The organism is Mycobacterium sp. E2238 (assembly GCF_001672665.1).
Lineage (GTDB): Bacteria > Actinomycetota > Actinomycetes > Mycobacteriales > Mycobacteriaceae > Mycobacterium.
Genome location: NZ_LZKF01000046.1, coordinates 1 through 23,182, shown reverse-complemented (window position 1 = coordinate 23,182; position 23,182 = coordinate 1). Strand labels below are relative to the sequence as shown.

Genomic DNA, 23,182 nt, shown 5'->3' with positions numbered 1-23,182 from the left:
CGTCAACGTTCGCAAGCCATTCGAGCCTTCTTGAGGCGATCGGCGAGCCGGACACCCAGCGCAATGCCAAGCAGGGTCGGGTTGGCCTGGCTCGACGTCGGCAGGACAGACGTGCTCGCCACGTATAGCCCGCGCACACCGTGAACCTGTAGGTCCGGGTCGACGACGCCGCCATCGGGACCGTGCGACATGCGCGTCGTTCCGGCCTGGTGGTAGCCGGCGTGCCCGGCCAAGAACTCGCGGACGGCGCCCTCGACGTCGTCGGTCAGCCACTCCACTTGTCCGGCGCCGTGGCGGCGCAAATGTTCATCGATCACGGCGATGGCCCTGCGCACGCTTTGGTAATCGTCCTCGGAGAAGTGGATATGGGTGCGGATCCTGCGCACGCCGAGGGCGTCGCGGTCGTCGGCAAGCTCGACGCGGCTCTCCCAGTGCGGGAGGTGCTCGCCGTGGTAGTGCAGCAGATAGCGATTGTCCGCGCTCTTCACGAAGAAGCCCGGCGCCTTGCGGCCCCTACGGAGGAAGCGGGCATAGGAGAAGGCAATCGCAAACCGGATCGACGGGAACAGGTCTCGCACGATGTTGCGCAGGTGCGCGAGGATCCGCGGCGGACCGTCGGTTTGGGTGTGCTTCGCGCGGATGGCCTCCGCCAGCAGGAAGCGGCCGATCGGGGAGATGAGCGTGAGATAGACGCCGGAAAGGATGCCGCTTCCATGCTCCGGGTCGCTGATCGGTGGATTCACCAGCCACACAGCGGCATTCGGCAACCCCGCCTCGCGCTGCAGAGCCGGATCGAGGGTGAATCGCCGGCGCACGTACACCCCGTCCCCGTCCCGCTCGTAGGCGTAGCTGACCTGGTCGGTGGCGAACTGCACGCGCGCGACCCGGCCTTCGACGTGCGACATGTACCACCGCCCGAGGTGGCCGCCCGCGTTTCCAAGACCCGCCGGGTGATGGCGGTCCGAGGCGAGCAGCAGGCGGGTCGCCTCCAAACCACCGGTCGCGATGACGTAGTCCGCGGCGACGACGCTCCCCTGTCGGCCCTCGAGCGTCTTGACCACGAGGTGGTCAACGGAGTCACCGGCCGGCGTCGTCACGATCTCGGTGCAGGTGAGGCCGGTCCACACGGTGAGGGCAGAGGCCTCACGCAGCGCGTCCCGGTACTCACGGCCGAAACGCGTTGGCAGCGCCCAGCGTTCGAGGTCGGTTGTGCGCACGTCGCCGTCGGGCAGCCCGGCGATCAGGTCGTGGTGCGCCAGCTCCGGAATCTCCCGCGCGTTGAACGCCGCCCGGCCACACGCCGCCCAATCACAGGCACGCTGCAAGTAGGGTTCGACGTCCTCGTATCGGATCGGCCAGGGCGCCTGCGCGGTGAGCGGGCGGTCCTCGAAATCGATGGGGTCGAACTTGACGCAGCGGCCACCCCAGAGCGCGGTAGTCCCCCCCACCTGCCGACGGATCATCAGCTCGCTGCGCGCATGCAGATCGTCGTCCTGCCGGGAGTCCAAGGCCGACAAATCCTGGGCCGCTTCGTCTTTGCGTTCCAGTCCGCTCTCGATCAACGCCACCTGGATGCCGGCTCGCGCGAGTTCCAGCGCCGTCGCAATGCCGATCGCGCCGGCCCCGACGACCACGACGTCGGTCCGGACCGTCGTGTTCGGGGCGAACTCCCGGGGGCCGCGGATCACGCGGCAGCGCCCCCGCGCACCTCGGCCACCAGCGCGAGGAACCGCGTCAGGGTCTCCTGGTCCGGCGGCGCCGAGACGGCGCCGGCCGCTTCGGCGACCCGGTGTGGGTCGGTGGTGCTGTATAGGATTGCGCGGCAACCCGTTGCGCTGGCCGAGGAAGCGAGGATCAGCCTGGGCAGCGCCCCGGGAGCGAGCGGATCGAGCTGGAGGGCCTGGCGCCAGCGTCGCACCAACTCCGCGTCGGCCCGCAACGCGTTCGAGAGCGCAGCGTACGACCGTTGCAGCACGCCGAACGCGAGATCCGCTGGGCGCGGCGGCGGATGGAAGAGATCGGCGCGCACCTGGCTCACCCCTTCCGGCGCGAAGGCTGCGGCGAAATCCGTGTCGAGCCCCTCGTCCTGTGAGACACCCCAGGCGCGTATCTTGCCCTGCTGGCGGGCGCGTTCGAAGAATTCTCGAAGTTCGCCGCCGGCGACGGTGTCCCCCGGCCGCGGACCGTGAACGAACAGGATGTCCACGTAGTCGACGCCCAGCGCCGCGAGGCTCTCGTCGAGGCTGCGGGCCGCGGTGGCCGCGTCGTACACCCGGGCGGTTTCGGGTGCCGCCTGCTGCCGCTTGACCGCGCGTCGCAGCGCCGGCGCCTTGCGCAGCAGCGCCCGCGCCGGAGCCTGAAACCGGCCGAGGCGCCGGGCCATCCCCCCGACGTCGATGCCGAATTTTGTTGCCACGGTGACGCTGTCGCGCGGGACCGTCCGCAGGAACGCCCCGAGTTCCGCCTCCGCCCTGCCCAGGCCATACATCCGCGCGGTGTCGAAGTGAGTGATGCCGCTGTGCACCGCGGCGCCCAGCACGGTCATCCGTTCCCGCCGGGACGGCGACTGCATCAGACCGCCGCATCCGAAGCCGACCGCGCTCACTCTCAGCTGCGGCCCCTCGAGTTCAACTCGTTCCAACACCGCAGCCCTCGTAAATCCGGCGCAGCTCCGCGTCGATGATCCGCGGACTCCGCGTCGCCGCGATGTGTTCCTGACCGCGCCGCCCGTCGCGCTCTGCCAGCTCCGGGTTGCGCAGGTACCGGCCGATCGCCGCCGCCAACGCGGACGCGTCACCGACGGGCACGAGCATGCCCGGGTCCGAGGCGATCTCCGCCGTGCCACCGACCGGGGTGGCCACGAACGGTCGTCCGCCAGCGAGGGCCTCGGTCAGGATCATCGGCATTGCCTCGGCGTACGACGGCAGCGTCACCACGCGGACCGACCGGAGTAGCTCGCGGACCCGATCCGGATGCACCGGGGGCTCGACGGTGAGCCGCTCCATTGGCGGCGGCGTGTAGTCGTCGACGACACCGACTATGCGGCAACGCCCTTCGATGCCCTCGGCCAGCAACAGTTGCCATGCCGCGACCAGCGTGTCGACGCCCTTGCGGCGGCCGATGGTGCCGGCGAAAAGCACCACGGGCGGTGTCGAGGCGGCCCCGGGCGCGTCTCGATCGATGGGGATCGGGTTGGCGACGATCGACACCGGCACCGCGGGCGCAACCCATTGCGCGCAGGCACGCGCTTCCTCCGACAACACGATGAGATGGTCCGCCTTCCTCAGGGTGGCGGCCACGAAACGGGGGTGCGACCGGGAAAACTGCGGAAAGTCGGAGCCGTGGATGGTGACGATGACCCGGAACCCTCGCGCCCGCGCAACGCGAATCAGCGACCCTTCGCGCAGCCAGGCGCCGCCGTTCGACATATGGAAGTGCACGACGCTCCCGCGCGGTGCCCGAGCCAGCGCGGCGCCCGCGCGCGCGGTGAGCCACAGGTTCTTGGCGTGGTGACGCCCGTTCCACGTTGACAGGACGCGAATTTCGTCGGCGCCGATCCTGTTGTCGCGGATGACTCGGATCACTGACTGCGTCCCGCCGAAGCTGTACATGTCGGGCCCGACGTGAGTGACCGCAATCATTTTCCGCCGGCAGCGGCCGGCGCCGGCGCCGGGCCGGCGTCCGCCTGATCCGCTTCGGAATTCCTGCGAAGTAGGCCGGCGAATCCCATCGCCGTTCCCAGGGCAAGCCCCAAAGCCAGTGCGTCCATGGGCATTTCAGGCAGCGGCCAGACCGCGGATATCGCGAGCAGACCGGCGCAGACCGCCGCACTGACCTTCGCCTGCATCGTCGCACAGCGCAGCGCGCGGACAATCGGTGTCAACGCGATCCACGCGAACGCCGCCATGCCCACGGCCCCGGCCTTGGCCAGCCACCACTGGTAGAAAAGGTGGGAGTAGGTGGGGCCCAACGTCCAGGCGAAGGCCTTCGGATCGTTGCCGGACGGCAGCTGGTAGGCGTAGCCCAGGCCGTGGCCGAACACCGGCGCCTGGGCGATCGCGGCGTTGAGCCGGGCAACTTCCCGCAGCCGGTCCAGCGTCGATTCGTCGGTGGCGAGCGCGCTGGCCGAAACCCCGCCGAAGACCCGCTGATTGAACGCGGTGAACTGATCGCTGAGCCACGACCCCGCGTCCGACTGCTGGAGCAGGAATAGCGACCCGGGCAATATCAGCGCGGCCACACCCGCGCTGACAGCGGCCACGGCGGCCGAACGGCGAAGCGCCCGCCAGCCGAAGCTGGCGAAGAAGGCGACGGTCGCGCCCACCGCCACCGCGATCAGCGTGTTCCGCGAGAAAGCCAGCAGCGAAATGATCAGCGCGGGCGGACCGAAGGCCAGGTACGTCATGGGCCGGACGCGACCGATGATCGACGCGGCGACCAGCGCGGTGAGCGCGGCGGTGGCCGGCGTCTGGGTGGATAGGACGATGCGGAGGGCTTGGCCGGCGCCCGTCGCGCCCTCCAGGCTTTCGGCGCGGCCGGCCAGCCGGATGGCATGCAACGAACTGAAGATCGCCATCGCCGCCGAGAACCACAGCGTCACGACCATCACGCGCATGCAGAACTTCAGATAGCCGCCGTACACGATCAACAGCGCCAAGACGAAGCCGATGACCATCTCGATCAAAGTCGTCGCTTCGTGCAGCACCATCGTGGCGTCGTGCCCCATCTGAAACCCGACCGCGGTGAAGTACACGACCGTCAACACGAACATCGCCGGCAGCAGGAAATCCTTGGACCGCGGTCTGACGATCGGGATGAGGTAACCGATCGCCAGCACCGCGGCCACCTGGTAGGCGTAGATCGCCACCGGCCCGATCACTTTGCCGATGTGCAATCCTTCCGGCAGCGCCGCGAACGCCAGGAACAGCGTCACCCCCACCAGCGCCTCGCGCTTCACCCAATAGACAACCAGGCAGAACGTCGCGGCGATGAGCAACACTCCCTCGGTGGTTCGGCGCACCGCGAGCACACCAAAGACGAAGCAGCCGAACAGGAATACCGTCAGCAGGACGCCGTCCACTGCCAGGCGAGGGCGACCGGGCAGGTAGGGAATCACGCCGGGCCGCCGACCTTCGTCCGATAGGTCTTGGCCGCGGCCCTGATGTGCAGCGCCGGCCGGGCGTCGGTCAGCACGGTGCCCACCACCTGTGCGCCGGCCGAGCGCAGGGCGGTCACCGCGTCGTTGAGCTCGTCGACGGTGGTCCGGCGCGCCCGCACCACCAGCACCGTGGCCGACACCGCGCCCGACAGCAGGCCGCTGTCCGGCGTCGCCAGCACCGGCGGCCCGTCGACCACGATCCGGTCGAAGCGTGACGACAAGTCCAGCATCACCCTGTCGATCACCTCCGGCAGAAACGCGCTGCAGGGCGGGGTCTCGCGGCGGGCGGACCGGGACGCGAGGATGAACAGCTTGGCGATCGGCGTCGGCTTCACGGCTTCCGCGGCGATCCCGGGGCTGGCCAGCGCGTTGGCCAGCCCCTCCCCTGACTCGACCCGCAGCAGACCGGCGATCACGTGCCGGCGCGTATCGCCCTCGACGAGCAGGACGTCCTCGCCGATTTCGGCCAGGGCCAGCGACAGGTTCAGTGCGGTGGTCGTCGTTCCTTCCCCACCGAACGGCGCCGCCACCAGCACGCGGCGGGCGTCGGGTCCGATCGCCCTGAGTAGCCGGGCGCGCAAGCCCCGCACGGCGTCGTCGAGGGCGGAGTCGACGCCGAACCGCGGGGTGTTCCCGCGCCTGCCGGGCAGCTCGGCCAAGGTCGGCAGGCCCGAAAGCTGTTCCAGCTTCTCCCGAGATCGCACGGTGCGATCGCTGGCCTCGCGGGCCACCGCCACCGCCATGGCCAGCAGGATTCCGGCAACGAATCCCATCGCCATGTTGCGCACCGGCACGGGCGTCACGGGGTGATCGGGCACCCGCGGCGCCTCCACCACCCGCGCCCTGGCCACCGGCATGGGTTTGGCCGCCGGTTGGCCGGGCGCTTCCGACGGTGGGGCCGCGGGTGGATTCGGCTCGCCGGCGTCGGACCGCGGGCCGGACGTCACCGGTACGGGCCGGCCATTCGGACCCGTGGTCGCGCCGAGTGTCGGCACCAGCGCGGCGAACTGATCGGCCATGGCTCCCGCCAAGGCCGCGGCGCGGTTCGGGTCGGTGTCCTTGACGGTGATCGTGAAAAGCTGAGACTTGGCGGTGTATTTCACCTGGGTTTGGGTCACCAGGGTGTCGGCGCTGATCGGTGCTTGCAGCTGGTTGACCGCGCGCTCCGCCACCGTCCGGCCGCCGGCGATCTGCGCGTAGGACGACAACCGTTCCTGTGCGGTCAGGGTGCCGTTGTACAACTCGGTGAGGTCGGTGGCACCGGGAAAGGAAATGAGGATGGTGGCAGTCGACTGGTAATGCTTGGTCTGCAATGCCGTGACCGCCGCGGCGCCGATGGTGCACGCCAGCAATGCGCCCAAGGCGAGTTTCCAGTGCGTGAGGAGAGTCCGGACAAAGGTGCGGAAATCCATCCACTAACCTCTCTGGGGCGACGCCACGCCAATAGCGTCGAATTGATTTGCCTTACACCCGCCGCGCAAAGCCCAGTGCACATTATGCAGCACTCGCCACGCAGCATCGTCCTAATCGCAATGCGTTGTTACACCCGCTTAGAAGCATTTGCTGGAGCCCACCATCATTGGCGCGGGGCGGAAGTCAGTGCCTCCCGCGGGATGTCGAGGGTCGCGAGCGGGTACCCCCCGGATTCGTCGCGTCCCGAGCGGGCCAGCCGCATGGGCGGATAGTTCACCACGTGTGAAGCGTCCGGCTTGTGCTGTTGCCAATCCACGGAAGCGCGCAGCGTGTAGTGCCCGGGCGCCAAACCCGCCAGGTCGACGGTCACCGATTCGGTGAACGACGCCGGAGCCGGTTGATTACCCGAGTTCTCCCCGGACGGGACCAGCTTGTGCAGGGCCACGGCTGTCGGCAGCGTGCGGACCACCGCGCCGGAGAAATCCACCAGCCGGTAGCTGGGCTCCCATTTCTCGACGGCGACGGCGCTGCCGTAGTTGGTCCAAACCACCGATATGGTCGCCACGCGATCGCGAAACGATTCCGACCCCGGCCGCGCTCCCACGGAGTAGCGGTAGCCGGCCGACACGTTGGCCTGCGCCCACAGCAGGTACAACGCCGGATCCATCGGGGTGTTCGAATCAACGGCCGGGAAGTTGAAACTCGACGTCATGGACACGTGATACTTCACGACGTCGCGCAGGCCCTTTTCGTAGTAGGACCGCGGAGTGGTTCCATCGGGCAGCTGGCACCATTCGGTGATCACCAATGCCGAGGCCAACCGGTCTTTCAGTTGGCCGACGACCGGATCTTTCGTGTGCACGTAGTACGAGCCATCCGACTCCGCCCATACGGGCAGCGGCGCGTACACGCCGAGGCAATCCGAGCGGATGCCCACCGGCGCGGACACCTTCTTGGTGACATCGTCGGCGAGCAGCTCCCGAACGATCTCGGGATTCAGCGCGGTGGTCACCAACCGCGTGTGAGGGAACGCGTTCACGTTCGCCGCGACGAGCTGTCCGATGGCCCCTTTGGTGATGCTTTGATCACGAAACTGGCTGTAGTAACCCAGCTTTGCGATGCTCTCTTCCGGAGAGGGACCCGCCGCGCCAAGCGTGTCGCGCAGATAGGCGATGTGGTTTTCGCTGAAGTCCCCGTAGCCGGAGAACTCGAAGACGCTGAGCCGCTCGTCGCCGTCGTAGCGGCGACCGAGCGCGGCGAGCAGCTGCCCGAAGGCGTTCAGGTAGACGGGGTCGTTCCAGTTGGGCACCACGTGCGCCACCCCGGGTGTCCACCAGTATCGTTGCGGCCCCGTATAGCTGGTGGCGGCGGACCGCATCCAGTCCGGGATCGCGATGTTCGTGTTGTTCGCATAGGTGGCGTCGCAACAGGAGTTGTAGGCGAACACGCGAAGCGTGAGCCGCATGTTCCGGCTCGCAAGCTTCGCCAGCGCATCGTCGATCACGCTGAAGTCGAACTTGCGGTCGTCGGGAGCGTCGGCGGGCAGCGTGTTCGGGTCGGTGGGCTGCAACTGCCGCCACGAAACGCGCAAGCTGGCGTCGTACGACGCCGGCCACGCCGGATACCGCTGCTGCGCGGAATTCCCTTGCGGGAAAAGCGGCATCATCAGGTCTTCGTACTGCCCGCGCAGCGGATTCGGCACCTCCTGCACGCTGAGCGGGATGGCGGGACTGATCACGGCGGACAACGGGTTGGGGTCGCTGTGGCCACCGCATCCGCTCAGCACCAGCGCCGAGCACGCGACGATCACCGCCGCACACTTCCTCAATTTTCGGACCATCGGTGCGATGCTAGATGGCGCTCGTCGGCAACGCCTTGAGGTCGGCCAAAAACGGCATCGGCAACCACCGCGCGGCCAGCAGCGCTTCCATCTCGTCGCCTGGGACGGGGCGCGACAACAAAAAGCCCTGCGCCCGGCGGCAGCCGTGCTGCATCAAAATCGTTGCCGCGGCCGCTGTTTCAACTCCCTCGGCCACCACGTCCAGGCCGAACGCCTCGGCCAGGCCGATGATGGCGCGAACGATCGCCAGATCGCCGGCGTTGTTGCCCAGGTCGCGCACGAATCCGGTGTCGATCTTGAGCATGTCGACCGGCAGGGATTTCAGGTGCGACAACACCGCATAACCGGTGCCGAAGTCGTCGATGGCCAGCTGGACCCCGACTTCCTTGAGCTCCGCCAGGGTTTTTCGGGTTGTATCGATGTCGTGGACCACGGCGCGCTCGGTGATCTCCAGGCACACCGAACCGGCCGCGATGCCGAACTCGTCGATGATGCCGGCGACGTCGCGCACGAACCCGCGGGTGATCAGTTGGACGGGCGACACGTTGATGCGCATGACGGCTTCCCGGCCGACGCCGTTGGTCTGCCAGCGACTGAACTCGGCGCATGCGCTGCGCAGCACCCAGCGGCCCAACTCCATCGCCAGGTTGGTCGATTCGGCGATCCCGATGAACGAATCCGGCAGCAGCAGCCCCCAGATCGGGTGCCGCCAGCGCACCAGCGCCTCGGCGCCGACGATGGCGCCCGTCGACAGGTCCACCTCCGGCAGGTAGTGCAGCAGCAGCGCCTCGCTGCCGATGTCGCCCTGCAGATGCAGCTCGATGTCGTTGCGGAACGCGCGCTTGAGGGACATGTCGTCGGTGGACACCGCAATCTGGTTGCCGCCAGCGCGTTTCGCCGTCAGCACCGCCTCGTCGGCCCGGCGGAGCAGGTCGGTGCAGTTGTCCCGCCCCGGAACGCCCACCGCCAGGCCGATGCTGACCGTCCGGCTGATCACGTGGCCGCCGATGGCCAGGCGCTCGCACAGCATCGTCGAGAGGCGACGGGCGAACGACTCCGCGGCTTCCGGCGCCAGCGGCTCGTCGGGCACGACGACGAACTCGTCCCCGCCCAACCGGGCGATCGTGCTGTTGGGAGCGCAGATCCGGATGCGTTGCGCGAAGACCCGGATGAACCAGTCACCGGCGGTGTGGCCGAGGTAGTCGTTGATCGGCTTGAGCCGGTCGAGGTCGAGGTACAGCACCGCGACCGGCCCTGGGCGCCCCGCCAACAACCGTTCGGTCAGGTGGGCGACCAGAGCACGACGGTTGTACAGGCCGGTCAGATCGTCGTGCTCGGCGAGGTAGCGGAGCTTCTCTTCCGCCGCGATGCGCGCTTGCACCTGCGCGAACAGCGCGGCGACGGCCTCGAGCGTATTGATCTCGTCTTGCTCCCACTTGCGGGCGCCGAACTTGACGAAGCCGAGCAAGCCGGTCGTCGTCTCGCCCGAGACCAGGGGGGCGGCGGCCACCGAAGGCGAGGCGGCGACTTTGCCCCCGCCCGGCCCGCGCCGGAAATAGCGTTTCGACTGCGCCGGCCGGATCACCACCGGTTTGCGGCCGTGCCCGCACTGCGCGAGGACCGACTCCGCGATGTCCAGCTGGGCGAAGTCCGTGGGATCCGGATCCGCGGCGACCGTTCGGGGTGGCCACTCGGCAACCAGCGCCGAGGCCCGGGTCTGCGGGTCGAGGTGTCGCAAGAAGCTGGCGTCCACGTCGAACTGCTCGACGAGTTGTGCGAGCACCTTCTGGCTCACCAGGGTGGCGGTCGCTGCCGTGGCTTCCATCAGCTGCGTGGCAACGGAGGTGACGACCAGGTCCAGGCTGCGCGGCACGGTCTCCTCCGATACGGGCATACGTTCACCCGGGCGGCCACCGCGTTTGACGGTTGCCCGATCGGGGGACGGTCTCGCTGACGAATCCCGTCGAATGCGCGCCCGTACGCATCGAGGGCAGGTCACGATCGGTTTCAGTCAGCAAAAACGTATCACGCAGTAGCCGCTTCATCCGGGCTAACGAGCAACTTGCGCGGGCGCTGGTCTACGGCGAGACGGACGCATCATTGACCGTTGGCGGAGGCGTCGCTCGCGATGTCCAGCGTGGCGATCGGATACAGGCCGGAACCGTCGCGGCCGTCGCGGGCCAGCGCCATCGGCGCGTAGTTCACCACGTGGGAGGCGCCCGGCTTGTGTTGCTGCCATTCCACGGACGCGCGCAGCGTGTAGTGCCCGGGCGCCAGCCCCGTCACGTCGACGCGCACCGACTCCGTCGACGACTCCGGAACCGCCTCCTCGCGTGACTGGCTGGAGTCGTCGTGCGACAGCGTCTTGAGATTGACCGTCGCCGGAATGGTGCGGACCACCGCTCCCGAGAAATCGACCAGCTTGTAACCGGGTGCCCATCGCTCGGTGGCCGCCGCCGAACCGTAGTTGGTCCAGATGACCGAGATGGAAGCCACCTTGCCCTGGATGGACTGCGAGCCCGGCTTGGCCTCCACCGAATACCGGTAACCGGCGGACGTGTTCGCCTTGGCCCAGAGCAGATAGAGCTTGGGGTCCATCGCCGAGGTCGCATCCCGGTCGGGGAAGTCGGCGCTCGCCGTCATCGAGACGTGATACCTGACGACGTCGTGCAGGGCCTTCTCGTAGTACGACCGCGGGTCGGTACCGTTCGGCAACCGGCACCACTGGCTGATCACCAGCGCCGAGGTGAGCCGCTGCTTGATCGTGTTGACAGCGGCGTCGTCGAACCGGACGTAGTGGGAGTCGCTGGACTCGGCCCATTCCGGCAGGGGTGACTGCACCCCAAGACAATCCGCGCGGACGCCGACCGGTGCGGACAGCTTTTTCGTCACGTCGTCGGCGAACAACTCGCGGACGATCTCCGGATTCTCGGCGGCGACCACCAGCTGGGTGTGAGGGAACGCGCCGACGTTCGCCGCGACCAGTTGCCCGATGGACGCTTTGGTGATGCTTTGATCACGGAACTGGCTGTAATAGCCCAACTTCGGCACGCTGTCGTCCGGCGCGGGGCCGGGGGCACCGAGCGCATCACGCACGTACGCGAGGCTGGCCTTGCCGAAATCACCGTAGCCGGAGAACTCGAACACGCTGAGGCGCTCGTCGCCGTCGTAGCGCCGCCCGAGCGCGGCGAGCAACTGCCCGAAACCGGTCAGGTAGCCGGGATCATTCCAATTCGGGACCACCTGCGCCACACCGGGTCCGGCACCGTTAGGCGCCGCGGGATAGCTGGTGGCCGCGGAGCGGATCCAGTCCGGAATCGCGATGTTGGTGTTGTCGGGATAGGAATCGTTGCAACAGGACTTGTAGGCGTATACGCCCAGGGTCAGTCGCATGTTTCGGCTGCCGAGCTTTGTGAGCGCGTCGTCGATCACGCTGAAGTCGAACTTGCGGTCGTCGGGAGCGTCGGGGGGCAGCGTGCGCGGGTCGACGGGCTGCAGCTGCCGCCACGAAACTCGCAAGCTGGCGTCGTCCGACGCGGGCCAGGCAGCGTATCGCTGCTGCGCGGGATTGCCTTGCGGGAAAAGCGGATTCAAGCCTTCTTCGTACTGGCCGCGCAGCGGGTTGGGGATCTCCTGAGCGGTAGGCGGAATGGCCGGACTGACCATCGCGGACAGTGGGCCGGGATCGCTCTTGCCACCGCATCCGCTCAGCACCATAGCCGCGCACACGGCAGCGGCCAGCGCGCTATTCCTCGTCTTCACGGTTGCTTCTCCCAACACACACCGATGTCCACTGAAGTGGCCCCATACTGCCTGGGTTATCCGGTACGTGTATCCGACGCGGGGCAGGTCACGAATTGGCGTAGCGCAGCCTAACACGCACGTCGCCGCCGTCCCCGGCCCCCGAGGTGGCTCCCGTGAGGCGCGTCACAATGTGGGGCGGGCCTGTCACGCTCGGCCGGCCCGCGGTGTCTCGAGGGCATCAGGCCCATCAGAACAGGAGACAGCAATGAGCGAGGTAGCCGCCCGGAAAATTCACGTCGTCGTGGTCGGAGGCGGATACGCCGGAACAGTGGCCGCGAACCATCTACGGCAGCGACCGGACATCGACATCACCCTGGTGAACTCCCGGCCCGTCTTCGTGGAGCGGATCCGCCTGCATCAGTTGGTCGCCGACACCGGCGCCGCGACCGCCGACTACTCCACGCTGTTGGGCGACGGCATCCGATTGGTCGTCGACACCGTCGACCGCATCGAGGCCACCGCGCGTCGCGTCCTGCTGTCCTCGGGCGCCGAGCTCGACTACGACTACCTGATCTACGCGGTCGGCAGCACCGGTGCGACACCGGTGGCGGTGCCCGGATTCGCGGACTTCGCGTACGCGGTCGCCGACCTGGAAAGTGCGCAGCGTTTGCGCTACGCGCTCGTCGACCTGCCGCTGGCCGCGCCCGTCACCGTCGTCGGCGGCGGCCTGACCGGCATCGAAACCGCCGCCGAGCTGGCCGAACAGGGCCGCCAGGTGACCCTGGTATGCGGCGGCGCGCTCGGCCCGTCGCTGAGCAAGCGGGGCAGGCGCTCGGTCGCCAAGCGCCTGCGCGGCTTCGGCGTCAACGTGCTGGAATCCGCGATGGTGACCGAGGTGCGCTGGGACGCGGTGGTGCTCGCCGACGGCGCCGTGCTGCCGAGCGCGGCGACCGTCTGGACGGCCGGATTCGCCGTGCCGGACCTGGCCGCGCGCAGCGGCCTGAGCACGGACGCGGTGGGCCGCCTACTCACCGACGAGACGCTGACCAGCGTCGACAATCCCTACGTCGTCGCGGCGGGAGACGCCGCCGCGCCGTCGGGACAGCCCCTGCGGATGAGCTGCCAGGCCGCCGGGCCGTTGGGCGCGCAAGCCGCCAACACCGTGCTCAGCCGCATCGCCGGAACAGCCCCGGCCCCGCTCAGCCAGGCGTTCGTCGGTCAGTGCATCAGCCTCGGCCGCACCCACGGCACGGTGCAGCTGTCGCGCACCGACGACACCCCGGTGAACATGGCGCTGGGCGGCAGGACGGGTGCGTCCATCAAAGAAGCCATCTGCAAGGGCACGCTGTGGGCCATCCGGCGCGAGGCCGCCAAGCCCGGCTCCTACCTCTGGCTCAAGGGTGGCAAGAGGCCCGCGCAGGCACCGGCCGAGATCGCTCTGCGATGACGCGCCCGTCCGCCGGCAGTGAGCACGCGGAACGGTTCACCGTGCTGCGGCCGCTGCTGTTCACCATCGCCTACGAGATGCTGGGCTCGGCGACCGAAGCCGACGATGTGCTGCAGGACAGCTACCTGCGGTGGGCGGCGGTCGACCTGTCGACCGTGCGCGACACCAAGTCGTATCTCGCCCAGCTGGTGACCCGCCAGGCGCTCAACGCGCTGCGCACCGACGCGCGTCGTCGCGAGGACTACGTGGGGCCGTGGCTGCCCGAGCCGCTGCTGCTCGACGACCAAGATCCCTCCACCGATGTCGTTCTGGCGGAATCGATTTCGATGGCGATGCTGGTCCTGTTGGAGACGCTGAGCCCCGACGAGCGCGCGGTGTTCGTGTTGCGCGAGGTGTTCGGCTTCGACTACGGCGAGATCGCCGAGGCGGTGGGCAAGCCCGCGCCGACGGTCCGGCAGGTGGCACATCGGGCGCGTGAGCACGTGCGGGCGCGACGGAAGAGGTTCGACGCGGCCGACCCGCAACGCAACGCGCAGATCACCGCCCAGTTCCTCGCGACGGCCGCCAGCGGCGACGTGGAGACGCTCATGACGATGCTCGCCCCCGACGCCACCTGGACCGCGGACAGCGGCGGCAAGGTGTCCGCGGCGCGCCGGCCGGTGGTGGGGGCCGACCGGGTGGCCCGGGCCATCATCGGCCTGATCCGCAAGGCCACGGAGTTCGCCGAATTCCGCGTCGACATGGTGACGTGCAACAGCGCCCCGGCCGTGCTGCTCTACCTGGGCGATCACCTCGAAGGGGTGATCACGCTGGAAATCGCCGACGACAAAATCACCAACTTCTACGTCACGCGCAACCCGGACAAGCTGGTGGCCCTGGCGACCGCCCGTGACGTCAGCCGCGGCTAGGTGACCGCCCTTCTGTCAAGCTAGGGCGGTGCGTATCGACCGGCTCGGCGACCTCGGCGCCGCACCCGAGGTGTTGCGCGCCGTGGGCGACGCCACGGCGCGCCTCGGTCTGTCGCCGCCGGCAGCGCTGACCGGCGACTGGTTCGGCGCGCTGGCGGTGATCGCCCCGAGCGTCTCGGCGCGGCCGGTCGATCCCGACGCGGCCTTCGCGGTCCAGCTGAGCTCGCAGACCGTCGACGCGCAGGCGGTGGGGGGCGGCTGGATCGGCTACCTCTCCTATCCCGATCCCGGCGCCGAGGGCGGGCCGAACCGGATCCCCGAGGCCGCGGGCGGTTGGACCGACTGCGTGCTGCGCCGCGACCGGGACGGGCACTGGTGGTACGAAAGCCTGTCAGGCGCGCCGATGCCGGACTGGCTGGCCGCCGCGCTGGCGACGCCCCCGCCGGAGCTCGATTGCCGCATCGACTGGGGGCCCGCCGACCGGGCGGCCCACCGCGACGGGGTGCTGAACTGCCTCGAGGCCATCCGCGCCGGCGAGGTCTACCAGGCCTGCGTGTGCACGCACTTCACCGGAACGGTCACCGGCGCCCCGCTGGACTTCTTCGCCGACGGCATCGCCCGCACCTCCCCGGCGCGGGCCGCGTATCTCGCCGGGGCGTGGGGCGCGGTGGCGTCGCTGTCCCCGGAGTTATTCCTGCGGCGGCGCGGCACGCTCGTGACCTCCAGCCCGATCAAAGGCACCCTGCCCCTGGACGCCTGGCCGTCGGCGCTGCGGGCGTCGGCCAAAGAGGTGGCCGAGAACATCATGATTGTGGACCTGGTGCGCAACGACCTCGGCCGTGTAGCGCTCGTCGGCACCGTCACCGTGCCCGAGTTGTTGGTGGTCCGGCGTGCGCCCGGCGTGTGGCACCTGGTGTCCACCGTGTCGGCGCGGGTTCCGGTCGAACTGCCGACGTCGGCGCTGCTCGACGCCGCCTTCCCACCGGCCTCGGTTACCGGGACCCCCAAACACCGGGCCCGCCAGCTGCTTTCGCAGTGGGAGCCGCATCGTCGCGGGATATATTGCGGCACAATTGGTTTGGCCTCTCCCGTGGCCGGATGCGAGCTGAACGTCGCCATCCGCACGGTCGAGTTCGACGCCGCGGGTGGTGCCGTGCTCGGTGTCGGCGGGGGGATCACCGCGGACTCCGATCCCGACGCCGAATGGGCCGAATGCCTGCACAAGGCGTCCCCCATCGTGGGGCAGCCGCGCATCGCCGCCGCGTTTTCGGCCGGCTGACCTCACGCGCGGCGCGACTGCAGGACCGCGTCGTAGAGCTGGCGTGAGCGCACCCCCGGATTCGCGTCGGCCACCTCACCGCAGGCGTCCTTGACGCGGGCGCCGTCGGCGACCAGCTCCTCCACCCGCGCGACCAGCGACGGCAGGTCGGCGCGTGGGGTCGCACCGGCAAGCACGACGGTGATCTCGCCGAGCACCCCGTCGTCCGCCCACGCCGCCAGCTCGTCGAGCGATCCGCGCACCACCTCCTCGTGCACCTTGGTCAGTTCCCGGCAGATCGCCGCCCGGCGGTCACCGCCGAGTTGGTCGACGGCGTCGCGCAGACTCGCCGCCAACCGGCGCGGCGATTCGAAGAACACACAGGTGCGCCGCTCGTCGGCCAGCGACTCGAGCCAGGTCCGCCGCGCGGCCTTCTTGCGCGGCGCGAAACCCTCGAAACAGAATTTCTCCGCCGGGAGACCCGACAGTGCCAGCGCGGTCATCACCGCCGACGGGCCCGGGAGACAGGTCAGCGGAAGGTCGGCCTCCACGCACGCCGCGACCAGCCGGAAGCCGGGGTCGCTGATCAGCGGCATCCCGGCATCGCTGACCACCAGCACCGTCGCACCCGCTTTGAGGGCGGCGATCAGCGAGTCCACCCGGGCCGCCTCCACCCGGTCGAACAGGCTGATCACCCGGCCGGAAATGGTGACGTCCAGCGCTTTCGCCAGCGTCCGCACCCGGCGGGTGTCCTCGGCCGCCACCACGTCCGCGTGGGCGAGGGCGTCGATCAGGCGGGGCGAGGCGTCCGACGGTTGGCCCAGCGGCGTCGCGCCCAGCAACAGGCGGCCAGTGGTCATGACCGACAGCCTACGATCGACACCGATGTCCGCCCCGCCCCGCGAAAGCCCCGTCGTCGAGGACGAGCGTGTCGTGCCCGTCGTCAGCCCGGGTCCGATGGTTCCGGTGGCCGACTTCGGGCCCACCGATCAAATCCGCGGCTGGGTCGTCACGGGCGTGATCGCCGTACTGGCGGCGATCACCCGCTTCCTCAATCTGGGTTCGCCGACCGATGCCGGCACCCCCGTCTTCGACGAGAAGCATTACGCGCCGCAGGCCTGGCAGGCGCTGCACAACCACGGGGTGGAGGACAACCCCGGGTTCGGCTTGGTGGTCCATCCGCCGGTCGGCAAGCAGCTGATCGCGATCGGGGAGGCGATCTTCGGATACAACGGCGTCGGCTGGCGGTTCACCGGCGCCCTGCTCGGCGTGGTGCTGGTGGTCTTGGTGATGCGGACCGTCCGGCGGATCAGCCGCTCGACGTTGGTCGGCGCCATCGCCGGCGTGCTGGTGATCTGCGACGGGGTCAGCTTCGTTGCCGCGCGGACCGCGCTGCTCGACGGCATCCTCACCTTCTTCGTGGTCGCCGCGTTCGGCGCGCTGATCGTCGACCGGGATCAGGTGCGCCAGCGCATGCACGTCGCGCTGCTTGCCGGGCGCGCCGCCGAGACGGTGTGGGGGCCGCGCCTGGGGGTGCGCTGGTGGCGCTTCTTTGCGGGCGTCCTGCTCGGATTGGCTTGCGGGACAAAGTGGTCCGGGCTGTATTTCGTGCTGTTCTTCGGCGCGATGTCGTTGGCGTTCGACGTGGTGGCGCGGCGCCAGTACCAGGTGCCGAACCCGTGGCGGGGGGTTTTGCGGCGTGACCTGATTCCCACCGCTTATGCGCTCGCGCTCGTCCCGTTCGCGGTGTACCTGGCCAGTTACGCGCCGTGGTTCGCGTCCGAGACCGCGATCGATCGACACGAGGTGGGTCAGTCGATCGGCCCGCACTCGGTGGTGCCGCTGCCCGACGCCATCCGCTCGCTATGGCATTACACCGCCAAGGCTTTCGATTTTCATAAGAGCCTGACGAACGCCGCGGGAAACTACCACCCGTGGGAGTCCAAGCCGTGGAGCTGGCCGATGTCGTTGCGGCCAGTGCTGTACGCGATCGATCAGCAGAACGTCTCCGGGTGCGGCGCGCAGTCGTGCGTCAAGGCGGAGATGCTGGTGGGCACTCCGGCGATGTGGTGGCTCGCGGTCCCAGTCCTGGTGTATGCGGTCTGGCGCACCTTCGTCCGCCGCGACTGGCGTTACGCCGTTGTGCTGACCGGCTATTGCGCCGGCTGGCTGCCCTGGTTCGCCGACATCGACCGCCAGATGTACTTCTTCTACGCGGCGACGATGGCGCCGTTCCTGGTGATGGGGATCGCCCTGATCTGTGGCGACATCCTCTACCAGCCGGGTCGAGCCCGCGGGCTGAGCTCGGAACGGCGCACACTCGGGCTGATCGCCGTGTGCTGCTACGTCGCGTTGGTGGTGACGAACTTCGCCTGGCTCTTCCCGGTGCTCACCGGCCTGCCGATCTCGCAGCAGACTTGGGACATGGAGATCTGGCTGCCCAGCTGGCGGTAGTCGATTTTTGCATCGAGATTGCCGCTATGGCTGTGATATCCGCGCGATCCACAACCATGGCGGCAATGTCGACGAGAGGCGGGCGGCGGCGCTCATGATGAGCGCGTGGCGGGGGTGTTTCTCGGAAGCGAAGCGATAGCACGCGGTTCGCTCACTCGCAGCCAATTGCGTTGGAACTACCGGCGAATCCATCGAGACGTCTATGTCCCGAAGAACGCGCTCACGTCACTTCATGACAATATCTTGGCCGCCTGGCTGTGGTCGGGTCGGCGAGGGATCATCGCCGGCTGCGCCGCCGCCGCGCTCCACGGAGCCAAATGGGTCGACGACTTCACCCCAGTAGAGATCATCGGGCCCTTCAACCATTCACCGCCCGGCATCATCATTCGCCGAGAACGCATCAGCGCCCAGGATTTGGTCGAGCTCAACGGACTACCAGCAACCAGTCCGGCGCGGACGGCATTCGATATCGCACGCCACCTGCCGCGGGTTCGAGCGGTGTCCCACCTGGATGCCCTTTCGGCCGCGACCGGCCTCACCGCTGCCGAAGTCATCCCGCTCATTGGCCGCAACAGAGGAGTCCGTGGCGTCCGACAATGCCAGGCCGCCCTTTCCCTGATGGACGGCGGTGCGCAATCGCCGAAAGAAAGCTGGTTGCGCCTCGTCTTGATAGACGCAGGTCTACCGCGGCCGACCACCCAGATCAAAGTCACTGACGGCGGGTTCGTGGCCTATCTAGATATGGGCTGGCAGCACGCGATGGTGGCGATGGAGTATGACGGCGACCAGCATCGCACCGATCGAAACCAGTACGTGAGAGACATTCGCCGAGCCGAAATGTTGAGTCGACTCGGCTGGAACGTGATCAGGGTGATCAACGAGGACCGCCCCCACGTCATCGTTCAACGAGCACGCGATGCGCTAGACCGGTACTCGCCGAGATTGCCATGAGGGCTGTGGACGATGCTCTATCCACAACCATGGCGGCGATCTCGACGTCTAATGCAGCGGGTCGCGGGCGACCGGGCACGACATGCAGCGGGGGCCGCCGCGGCCGGTGCCCAGCTCGGACCCCGCGATGGTCAGCACCTCGATGCCCGCGTCCTGCAGGCGGGCATTGGTCTGCGCGTTGCGCTCGTAGGCGACGACGACTCCGGGCGCCAACGCCAAGGTGTTGTTGCCGTCGTCCCATTGCTCCCGTTCGGCGATGACGGGGTCCAACCCCGTGTCGATGACGCGCAGCCTGTCGATCTCCATCGCCTTGGCGGCGGCCTCCAGAAAGGGCGCCTCGTCGCTGATGGCGACGCCGTCCGGCGTGCGCTCGATCGTGAACGCCGAGAGCGTGTCGACGACGTTGGCGTACATCACCACGGTGTCGGTGTCGACCATCGTGCACACCGTGTCCAAGTGCATCTGCGCGCGCCGCTGGGCGATCGGCACGGCCAGCACCTTGTGCGCGAGGTCGTCGTCAAAAAGGCTGCGGGCCAACGCTTCCGCACCCGCCGGGGTGGTGCGCTCGCCCACGCCAACCGCGACCACCCCGGGGGCGAGCAGCAGGACGTCACCTCCTTCGACCGGGGCGGTGCGCGACTCGTAGGCGCGCCGCACTCCGGTGAACCGCGGGTGATGGGCGTAGATGAGATCGGTCAACGATGCCTCGCGCACCCGGGCGCGCAGCGCCAGCGTGGGGATGACCACCCGCGGACCGATCCAGATCGACGAGTCACGGGTGAACACGAGGTTGGGCAGTGGCTCGATGACGAAGTCGGCGCCGTGGTGCATGCGCAGCACCAACGACACGTCGGTGCGGATGTCCGACGGCAATTCGTTGAACGTCATGCCGGCCATCAGCACCTGGGCCAGCCTGCCGGCGTCCAGGCCCCGCAAGTACGCCGAAAGAGATTGCGCCAGCGGCACTCCGAGCCGGCGCGCGTCGACGGCGGCGGCGACACCCTGCATCCGCGCGGCCCCGCTGTGGGTCAGCGCCTCGGCCAGCAGGTCCGACAACAGCAGCACCTCCACGCCGCGAGCGCGGAGCAGCTCGGCGAACTGGTCGTGTTCGTCTTGCGCGCGCGCGACCCAGGGCAACCCATCGAAGAGCAACTGGTCCATGTTGCGCGGATTCAGCCGCCGCAGCTCGCCGCCGGGGCGGTGCAGGATGACGACCCGCAGCGTGCCCACCTCGGAATTGGTGCCCAGCTCAACCACACCCACAGTGAAAACGGTAGCCGGTCGCGCCGCCGGTCCCCGCTCCATCGAACGGATGTGCGATAGACTGGGCGTCGTGGAGATGGCGGCACAAGGCTCCCTGTTCCAGCACACCGAGCGCAGAGAACTCGGTGACGGCGCCTTTATCGAGATCCGCGCGGGCTGGCTCACCGACGCCGACGACCTGCTCGAAGGTCTGTTATCGGCCGTGCCCTGGCGGGAGGAACGCCGCCAGATGTATGACCGGGTGGTCGACGTGCCGCGACTGGTCAGCTTTCACGACCTCACCGTCGACGAGCCGCCCCATCCGCTGTTGGCCCGGCTGCGGCGCCGGCTCAACGATATCTACGCGGGCGAGCTGGGCGAGCCGTTCACCACGGTCGGGTTGTGCTGCTACCGCGACGGCTCCGACAGCGTCGCCTGGCACGGCGACACCATCGGCCGCAGCAGCTCCGAGGACACCATGGTGGCGATCATCAGCCTGGGCGCTACCCGTACCTTCGCCATGCGCCGGCGGGGTGGCGGCCCGTCGTTGCGGCTGCCGCAGGCGCACGGGGATCTGCTGGTGATGGGCGGATCGTGCCAACGCACCTGGGAGCACGCCGTGCCCAAGACGGCGTCGCCGGTGGGCCCGCGCGTCAGCATCCAGTTCCGCCCGCGCGGTGTGCGCTAGGTCTGAGACACTGTTCGCGCGCTAGCTGCGGACCGCCTTCACCGCGCTGACGAGCAAGTCGCGGGCGCGTTGCGTGTCGACCGGGGCGACCGGCTGGCCGGGAATGACCAGCGGGTTGGCGGTGACGATCACCTGATAATCACCGAATTGGGCGGAGTAGTCGTAGAGCTCGCCGGTGCGAGGGCCGCCGGCGACCAGCGCCTGCAGGACGCGGTGCACCCCCAGCGTGTGGGTCCCGTCGATCTGCGGCGCATCCACCACCTCCATGCCGCCGCGTAGTTGCGGGCCGGAAAACGCCACCTTGGCGCAGTCCTTACCGGGGTCGTTGAAGGGCAAGGCTTTTGAGGTCTCGACGGCGATGACCACGAACCGGTTGCCCTTGCCCTCGGCGGAAATGGCGGCCATGTTGCCCTGCAGGTCCGGCGGCATTTCCGGCCCCGCCGCCGCTTTCGCGCAGTTGGCCGGGTCGAACGTCAGCCCCTCGGGGAGCTTGCGGCCGGACAACACCTTGGGATCGATCCCCCGCTCGCCGATGTCGGTGACCTTGAAGTCGGGCCCGAAGCTCGACTTGACCTCGGAGACCTTCTTGATGTCGACCTTGGCCGAGGTGGCCCCCGACGAGCACCCGGCGAGCACACCCACCACCGCGACCGCGAACGCCAGCTTGAACATCGTGGCCAATCTACCCAAGGCCGATGTATCAGCTGCGCAACGTGGACACCGTTTTGACGAGCAGATCGGCGGCGAACTGCGGGGGCAGGGCGGGCACCACCGAACCAGGGTCGGTGGTCAATGTGGTGAACGCGTAGAAGTTGCCCAGGTAGGCGGTGAATGTGTATGTGCGCGAATCGATCTCGGTGCCCGACTCGACGGCCGACTTGACATCGGCCACCATTCCGACGGTTTGGGCGCCATCGATATGCGGGGCGTCGATGAGGTGCACGCTTGCCGTGCTGCGCCCGGCGGTAACGGTCCACTGGCCACACGCGGCGACGACGTCGCCCGGCAGTTCGACCGGCCCCGGCAACGCCACCACCACCGCGTCGACGATCCCGCCGCTGCCCGAACCGGACACGCCCTGCGCCGACTGGTCGCGTCCACTGCCGGGATCGGCAAGGGTCCCGCACTGGGGCGGCCTCGCCTTGCTATCCGATGCGTCGGGCCCCAGGCTCCAGATCGCCCCCGGGGAGACTCCGCTGGGGATGCCCGTGGACGCCTCGTAACCGGGCGGCAGGTCGCGAACCACCCGTTTGATGTTGGCGGGGTTGACCGCCGTCGGCGGCGGCGCCTTGGCGGGCGTCCGCGACGGTGCGGGCGCCGGCGCATGAGCGCACGCCGCCACCAGCAACACGATCGCGGGAGTTGCCACCGGGCCAAACCGGAACGGCCGCATGCCCGTTGATAGCACAACGAGCGGGCTCAGCCGACCACCTCGATCATCTGGCGGGCGACGTGCTCGATCTTTGCGGCCACGTCACGCCGAAACCCGTGGTTGCGCCGCTCGGGCACGTCGATGACGGTGGTGATCACACCGACGTCTTCGCGCTGCCAGACCGCCCCATAGTGGTCCATGATCGTGCGCATCGGCAGATTGTCGGAAAGCATTCGCGCGGAGAACCTTTCGACCCCGGCGACCCGTGCCGCGATGGACAGCGCGTTGATCAGGAACGTGCCGATCCCGCGTCCCTGGTAAGCGTCGGCGACGGTGAAGGCGATCTCGGCGACGCTGCGGTCGTCTTCATCGCGCACGAAGCGCGCGTCGGCCACCGGGTCCTTCCCGTCGATCACCACCCAGACGAAATGGTCGACATAGTCGACCTCCGAGAGGTAGTGCATCAACGCCGGCGTGGGAAGGCGCGGCGTCATGAAGCGCCGGTACAGCGTCTCGCTGGAGAATTCGATGTGTCCGTGCACGGTTCGCTCGCTGTCACCGGGCAGTACCGGTCGCAGCATCAGATGCGTTCCGTCCCGGACCCGGATCGGGATCGGCGTGATGAACCCCGCGAGACGCTGGCGCACCGTGCGCAGCAGACGCTCCATGACCCCGGGTATGTGGACCATGCGGACAAAGGCGTCGTT

Annotated in this window: 19 protein-coding genes; 6 read left to right on the top strand and 13 right to left on the bottom strand. The window is 68.6% G+C overall.

What is annotated here, in order from left to right; genetic code table 11:
• Positions 1 to 2 precede the first annotated feature (2 nt).
• The 8 genes from A5711_RS03655 to A5711_RS03620 all read right to left on the bottom strand — a co-directional run bounded on the left by A5711_RS03655 (position 3) and on the right by A5711_RS03620 (position 12,128).
• A complete protein-coding gene (locus A5711_RS03655; RefSeq protein WP_067944133.1) occupies positions 3 to 1,688 on the bottom strand; it encodes an FAD-dependent oxidoreductase in 1,686 nt (561 codons plus the stop codon).
• Complete coding sequence (locus tag A5711_RS03650) at positions 1,685 to 2,611, bottom strand: aldo/keto reductase (RefSeq protein WP_067944190.1); 927 nt, start codon at positions 2,609 to 2,611, stop codon at positions 1,685 to 1,687. Before A5711_RS03650 ends, A5711_RS03655 begins: the two co-directional genes overlap by 4 nt.
• A gap of 16 nt (positions 2,612 to 2,627) precedes the next feature.
• A complete protein-coding gene (locus A5711_RS03645; RefSeq protein ID WP_067944131.1) occupies positions 2,628 to 3,641 on the bottom strand; it encodes a glycosyltransferase family 4 protein in 1,014 nt (337 codons plus the stop codon).
• Positions 3,638 to 5,116, bottom strand: coding sequence for an O-antigen ligase family protein (locus A5711_RS03640; protein WP_067944129.1), 1,479 nt, complete (start codon positions 5,114 to 5,116; stop codon positions 3,638 to 3,640). Before A5711_RS03640 ends, A5711_RS03645 begins: the two co-directional genes overlap by 4 nt.
• Positions 5,113 to 6,570 (bottom strand): polysaccharide biosynthesis tyrosine autokinase, encoded by a 1,458-nt coding sequence (locus A5711_RS03635; RefSeq protein ID WP_067944127.1) that lies wholly within the window; start codon positions 6,568 to 6,570, stop codon positions 5,113 to 5,115. The genes A5711_RS03640 and A5711_RS03635 overlap by 4 nt, the downstream gene beginning before the upstream one ends.
• 164 nt (positions 6,571 to 6,734) lie before the next feature.
• Positions 6,735 to 8,411 (bottom strand): hypothetical protein, encoded by a 1,677-nt coding sequence (locus tag A5711_RS03630; protein ID WP_067944125.1) that lies wholly within the window; start codon positions 8,409 to 8,411, stop codon positions 6,735 to 6,737.
• 10 nt (positions 8,412 to 8,421) lie between these two features.
• The gene (locus A5711_RS03625) at positions 8,422 to 10,284 is read right to left on the bottom strand and encodes a bifunctional diguanylate cyclase/phosphodiesterase (RefSeq protein WP_067944189.1); all 1,863 of its coding nucleotides are present in this window, start codon (positions 10,282 to 10,284) and stop codon (positions 8,422 to 8,424) included.
• Between the two features lie 224 nt (positions 10,285 to 10,508).
• A complete protein-coding gene (locus A5711_RS03620) occupies positions 10,509 to 12,128 on the bottom strand; it encodes a hypothetical protein (protein ID WP_231987409.1) in 1,620 nt (539 codons plus the stop codon).
• Positions 12,129 to 12,420: 292 nt separating this feature from the next.
• On the opposite strand from A5711_RS03620, the gene A5711_RS03615 reads away from it, so the two are divergent.
• Genes A5711_RS03615 through A5711_RS03605 form a run of 3 tightly spaced genes read left to right on the top strand, consistent with a single transcriptional unit; the run spans position 12,421 to position 15,789 of the window.
• Positions 12,421 to 13,602, top strand: coding sequence for an NAD(P)/FAD-dependent oxidoreductase (locus A5711_RS03615; protein ID WP_067944123.1), 1,182 nt, complete (start codon positions 12,421 to 12,423; stop codon positions 13,600 to 13,602).
• The gene (locus tag A5711_RS03610) at positions 13,599 to 14,510 is read left to right on the top strand and encodes an RNA polymerase sigma-70 factor (protein WP_067944122.1); all 912 of its coding nucleotides are present in this window, start codon (positions 13,599 to 13,601) and stop codon (positions 14,508 to 14,510) included. The genes A5711_RS03615 and A5711_RS03610 overlap by 4 nt, the downstream gene beginning before the upstream one ends.
• 28 nt (positions 14,511 to 14,538) lie before the next feature.
• A complete protein-coding gene (locus tag A5711_RS03605) occupies positions 14,539 to 15,789 on the top strand; it encodes an aminodeoxychorismate synthase component I (protein ID WP_067944121.1) in 1,251 nt (416 codons plus the stop codon).
• 2 nt (positions 15,790 to 15,791) lie between these two features.
• Here A5711_RS03605 and rsmI read toward each other — a convergent pair whose 3' ends face one another.
• Positions 15,792 to 16,628, bottom strand: coding sequence for a 16S rRNA (cytidine(1402)-2'-O)-methyltransferase (rsmI, locus tag A5711_RS03600; RefSeq protein ID WP_067944120.1), 837 nt, complete (start codon positions 16,626 to 16,628; stop codon positions 15,792 to 15,794).
• Between the two features lie 25 nt (positions 16,629 to 16,653).
• Here rsmI and A5711_RS03595 point away from each other — a divergent pair, with 25 nt between their 5' ends.
• Positions 16,654 to 18,222 (top strand): dolichyl-phosphate-mannose--protein mannosyltransferase, encoded by a 1,569-nt coding sequence (locus A5711_RS03595; RefSeq protein WP_067944118.1) that lies wholly within the window; start codon positions 16,654 to 16,656, stop codon positions 18,220 to 18,222.
• A gap of 105 nt (positions 18,223 to 18,327) precedes the next feature.
• On the top strand, positions 18,328 to 19,173 hold the full coding sequence (locus A5711_RS03590) for an endonuclease domain-containing protein (RefSeq protein ID WP_067944117.1): 846 nt from the start codon (positions 18,328 to 18,330) through the stop codon (positions 19,171 to 19,173).
• 48 nt (positions 19,174 to 19,221) lie between these two features.
• Here A5711_RS03590 and arcA read toward each other — a convergent pair whose 3' ends face one another.
• A complete protein-coding gene (arcA, locus tag A5711_RS03585) occupies positions 19,222 to 20,436 on the bottom strand; it encodes an arginine deiminase (protein ID WP_067944116.1) in 1,215 nt (404 codons plus the stop codon).
• A gap of 70 nt (positions 20,437 to 20,506) precedes the next feature.
• On the opposite strand from arcA, the gene A5711_RS03580 reads away from it, so the two are divergent.
• Positions 20,507 to 21,103, top strand: coding sequence for an alpha-ketoglutarate-dependent dioxygenase AlkB (locus tag A5711_RS03580; RefSeq protein ID WP_197500947.1), 597 nt, complete (start codon positions 20,507 to 20,509; stop codon positions 21,101 to 21,103).
• Between the two features lie 21 nt (positions 21,104 to 21,124).
• Here A5711_RS03580 and A5711_RS03575 read toward each other — a convergent pair whose 3' ends face one another.
• From A5711_RS03575 to A5711_RS03565, 3 genes are all read right to left on the bottom strand, one after another.
• On the bottom strand, positions 21,125 to 21,775 hold the full coding sequence (locus A5711_RS03575; RefSeq protein WP_067944115.1) for a DUF5642 family protein: 651 nt from the start codon (positions 21,773 to 21,775) through the stop codon (positions 21,125 to 21,127).
• Between the two features lie 28 nt (positions 21,776 to 21,803).
• On the bottom strand, positions 21,804 to 22,496 hold the full coding sequence (locus tag A5711_RS03570; protein ID WP_067944114.1) for a DUF5642 family protein: 693 nt from the start codon (positions 22,494 to 22,496) through the stop codon (positions 21,804 to 21,806).
• A gap of 26 nt (positions 22,497 to 22,522) precedes the next feature.
• Positions 22,523 to 23,182: GNAT family N-acetyltransferase (locus A5711_RS03565; RefSeq protein ID WP_067944113.1), on the bottom strand; the 660-nt coding region annotated here is incomplete at its 5' end.

What these genes read in the sequence shown, in the direction of transcription:
- A5711_RS03645 (WP_067944131.1), bottom strand. Translation starts at nt 3,641, where the DNA reads ATGATTGCGGTCACTCACGTCGGGCCCGACATGTACAGCTTCGGCGGG.
- A5711_RS03635 (WP_067944127.1), bottom strand. Translation starts at nt 6,570, where the DNA reads ATGGATTTCCGCACCTTTGTCCGGACTCTCCTCACGCACTGGAAACTC.
- A5711_RS03630 (WP_067944125.1), bottom strand. Translation starts at nt 8,411, where the DNA reads ATGGTCCGAAAATTGAGGAAGTGTGCGGCGGTGATCGTCGCGTGCTCG.
- A5711_RS03620 (WP_231987409.1), bottom strand. Translation starts at nt 12,128, where the DNA reads ATGGTGCTGAGCGGATGCGGTGGCAAGAGCGATCCCGGCCCACTGTCC.
- A5711_RS03615 (WP_067944123.1), top strand. Translation starts at nt 12,421, where the DNA reads ATGAGCGAGGTAGCCGCCCGGAAAATTCACGTCGTCGTGGTCGGAGGC.
- A5711_RS03610 (WP_067944122.1), top strand. Translation starts at nt 13,599, where the DNA reads ATGACGCGCCCGTCCGCCGGCAGTGAGCACGCGGAACGGTTCACCGTG.
- rsmI (WP_067944120.1), bottom strand. Translation starts at nt 16,628, where the DNA reads ATGACCACTGGCCGCCTGTTGCTGGGCGCGACGCCGCTGGGCCAACCG.
- A5711_RS03595 (WP_067944118.1), top strand. Translation starts at nt 16,654, where the DNA reads ATGTCCGCCCCGCCCCGCGAAAGCCCCGTCGTCGAGGACGAGCGTGTC.
- A5711_RS03575 (WP_067944115.1), bottom strand. Translation starts at nt 21,775, where the DNA reads ATGTTCAAGCTGGCGTTCGCGGTCGCGGTGGTGGGTGTGCTCGCCGGG.
- A5711_RS03570 (WP_067944114.1), bottom strand. Translation starts at nt 22,496, where the DNA reads ATGCGGCCGTTCCGGTTTGGCCCGGTGGCAACTCCCGCGATCGTGTTG.